Raw genomic sequence first — 2,804 nt, 5'->3', positions numbered from 1 at the left:
CCTGTTTAAATAACAAGGAGTTTATCAAAAGATACAGTGGATCACTTTTCGATGATCTTACTGCATCAGCCTGGCGCATTTTTGCATGATCATTAACACTTAGACCGAGAAGCAGAGGGCTATCAAATCCAAGTGCTAAAGGTCTCTGCACAAAATGAGGACGAAGCTCGTTGGCAGCTCTCTGCTCGTTGGCGTTGGCTTTTCACCGTTGCAAAAAATCTGCCTAATCGAACCGCTTGTCTGCAAGCAATGGGGGCAAATTATGCGTAAAACGCCGACCCATAAAGCAATCCCAATGGCAAAAGCTGGCGAAATTAGCCACTCTCTCACTTATGCCAAAGCGATTATCAAGCTGATTGAACACAACGGCGAGGAAGTTAACGAGTTTGAAACGGCAACAAGCATTATCCGAGATGCACTCGGTGCAGCCCAACACTTCCTTGATAAAGCCGAGCAAGCGGCAAATACGGGTTTTTATTTTGTAAGCGAAAAACAAGGGGGCAATGATGTGTAAACCTACCACTAACCCCTACATCTTAGACGAACAGGCACAAGCCCATTTGAAAGAGGCTCAAGTCAAATTAGGCAAAGCAGCGAGACTACTTGAAATGGTGGCTCTCACCGACTTTAAGCAATTCGACCACACCACAATAAGCACCTCGTTAAATGTGATTGTTACGATGCTTTACGATAGCTTAAACGACTTGGGGGAAGTTTAAGAGGAAAGTTTCTCTGCAATTTTAGCCATTGTAGTTTACTTGCTCGAATTGTGAATGATTTAGAGACTAAACAGCGTGCCGGCTAAATCAAGATTTTCGAAAATGGGATCACACATTTTCCAAAATGTTGGCTTTAACCGACCGCTTGTTGAAGCGAGGAGAAAGAATGAAAAACGACAAACTCAATGAAAAATTAGACTTCTCAGATTTAAGTACCGCTGAGCTGACGGCCGTTTCAATCAGCTATGAAAACAGCCTAATGAAAACGGACAAACCGGTTTATCCTTACACTGCCAGTTTATTGGAAACATTGACAGAAGAGTCAGTGCTTATCGCAAAACAAAAACCGGAAATAGCGATTAAACTTGCCGGAGAATTGAATGCGATTGCGGGAGCAATGTGTCGGGTGATGCCAGCACCACCACTCAGTACACCTGATGATATGGCGAAAATGCTTACAGCGGAAGAATTAAAATGGCATCTAGTCAACAGTAATGCGACCACTTTTGTATCCAAACAACTGACCTACTTGGTCGGGCAGATCATAATGGCGTTGGAAAGTCATAGTGTTACAACGGGTGAAAGTTATCTCAAACATTGAAGGAGGCACAATGGAATTTCTTACTGATGAAGAACTAGAAATCTACACAGGTTATGAACGTCCTGCTGATCAGGTTGGCTGGTTAAAAGATAAAAATTATGTGCCTTTCACTATAAATGCTAAAGGAAAGCCGGTAGTGATCTTCAAACACGTTTTTGGGTTTCGGCGAGACGGATTAGATAACACGATTAGTTCACAGGAAGTCGCTTGGAACCCCTCTCCACCACCTAAACCCTCTTCTCAACGCAACTAAGGAGAAATATGGGCAGACCCCGTAAACCACAAAATATCAACTTGCCTGACAATGTTTATGTCCGTATTGATAAGCGGTCAGGTAAGCCTATTAAACGGTATTTCTACCGTCTATACGGTAAAACCGAAAAATCACTGGGTACAAATTTTAATCTTGCCTGCTTAGAAGCGATCAAACTTAATTTAGAAAAAGAGCCAAAAGGGGCAGTTATCACCTTTAATCGAGTCGCCAACCGTTACAAAGATGACATTATCCCATTAAAAAAACCGAATACTCAAAAAGCGAATTTAAACGGCTTAAAGCCTTTACTTGAGTTTTTTAATGGTGCGCCACTTGAACAGATTAAATCCAGCCATATTCGGCAATATTTAGACTGGCGTAAAGAGACCAAAGCGGCTGCTAACAATGAATATATGCTGTTTCATCATATTTGGCAGAAAGCGAGAGAATGGGGCTATACCGAAAAAGTTTGTCCAACGGAAGGCGTTTCCCGTTATCCAATCAAACAAAGAGAAACTTATATTGATGACACGATTTTTCATCTAGTTTATCAATACTGCAATCAAGATCTAAAAGACCTAATGGATATTGCCTACTTAACCGGACAACGCCCGATTGATGTCGTCAATATTCAGCGTAGCCATATACTTAATGGTTACTTGCATATTGTGCAAGAAAAAACGGCGGCCAAATTGCGTATTGAGATCAAAGGTCAACTCAAAACTATCCTAGAGAGACGGTTAGAAGATGGAAAAGAATACTTGTTTTATACCCGCTTAGGTAGTCGATTTACACCAAACTATGTTAGTAATGCTTTTGCGAGAGTTCGAGAACATACAGCACAAAAACACCCGGAATATGCGGAAGCATTAAACGCATTCCAATTTCGAGATCTCAGAGCAAAATCAGGTACAGATAAAGCAATGCTGTTTGGAATGAATGCGGCGAGAGAGCATCTTGGCCATACAACTGAAAAGATGACGAAGACTTATATACGCCTTGCTCCTATCATTCCACCGCTTGAAACCAGTGTATCAGAACCAGAAAAGACGGGCGAATAATATCGCCCGTTTTATTAAAAGCGTTACATACCTTTTGCTGAATTTAACAAAAATATTTCGGAACAAGTCTTGTTTTTTCGGAACAATGCTAATAATAGGTCTGATTTATCCTTTATCTCACAATGGGTTTGAAGATCCATCAGAAAATATGAGATTTTTTGCAAAAATTT

General features: G+C 41.0%; 5 protein-coding genes. All 5 read left to right on the top strand.

The genetic code is table 11. The annotated features are described in order from the left end of the window. Positions 1-154: 154 nt before the first annotated feature. The 5 genes from RO21_RS11830 to RO21_RS11810 all read left to right on the top strand — a co-directional run bounded on the left by RO21_RS11830 (position 155) and on the right by RO21_RS11810 (position 2,634). The gene (locus RO21_RS11830; RefSeq protein WP_053067791.1) at positions 155-514 is read left to right on the top strand and encodes a hypothetical protein; all 360 of its coding nucleotides are present in this window, start codon (positions 155-157) and stop codon (positions 512-514) included. Further along, positions 504-719, top strand: a complete 216-nt coding sequence (locus tag RO21_RS11825; RefSeq protein WP_157019832.1) for a hypothetical protein — start codon at positions 504-506, stop codon at positions 717-719. The genes RO21_RS11830 and RO21_RS11825 overlap by 11 nt, the downstream gene beginning before the upstream one ends. Positions 720-885: 166 nt before the next feature. Continuing rightward, complete coding sequence (locus tag RO21_RS11820; protein ID WP_047977983.1) at positions 886-1,320, top strand: hypothetical protein; 435 nt, start codon at positions 886-888, stop codon at positions 1,318-1,320. Positions 1,321-1,330: 10 nt separating this feature from the next. Next, complete coding sequence (locus tag RO21_RS11815) at positions 1,331-1,573, top strand: DUF4224 domain-containing protein (RefSeq protein ID WP_047977982.1); 243 nt, start codon at positions 1,331-1,333, stop codon at positions 1,571-1,573. 8 nt (positions 1,574-1,581) lie between these two features. Further along, positions 1,582-2,634, top strand: coding sequence for a tyrosine-type recombinase/integrase (locus RO21_RS11810; protein ID WP_047977981.1), 1,053 nt, complete (start codon positions 1,582-1,584; stop codon positions 2,632-2,634). Positions 2,635-2,804: the final 170 nt, after the last annotated feature.

This window comes from Muribacter muris (assembly GCF_001038205.1).
Lineage (GTDB): Bacteria > Pseudomonadota > Gammaproteobacteria > Enterobacterales > Pasteurellaceae > Muribacter > Muribacter muris.
Note: the sequence above shows the minus strand (reverse complement) of the source record. Positions and strands in the feature narration are given on the sequence as shown.

Bases quoted from the DNA above. Each gene is read 5' to 3' on its own strand.
- RO21_RS11830 (WP_053067791.1), top strand. From the start codon at position 155: ATGAGGACGAAGCTCGTTGGCAGCTCTCTGCTCGTTGGCGTTGGCTTT.
- RO21_RS11825 (WP_157019832.1), top strand. From the start codon at position 504: ATGATGTGTAAACCTACCACTAACCCCTACATCTTAGACGAACAGGCA.
- RO21_RS11820 (WP_047977983.1), top strand. From the start codon at position 886: ATGAAAAACGACAAACTCAATGAAAAATTAGACTTCTCAGATTTAAGT.
- RO21_RS11815 (WP_047977982.1), top strand. From the start codon at position 1,331: ATGGAATTTCTTACTGATGAAGAACTAGAAATCTACACAGGTTATGAA.
- RO21_RS11810 (WP_047977981.1), top strand. From the start codon at position 1,582: ATGGGCAGACCCCGTAAACCACAAAATATCAACTTGCCTGACAATGTT.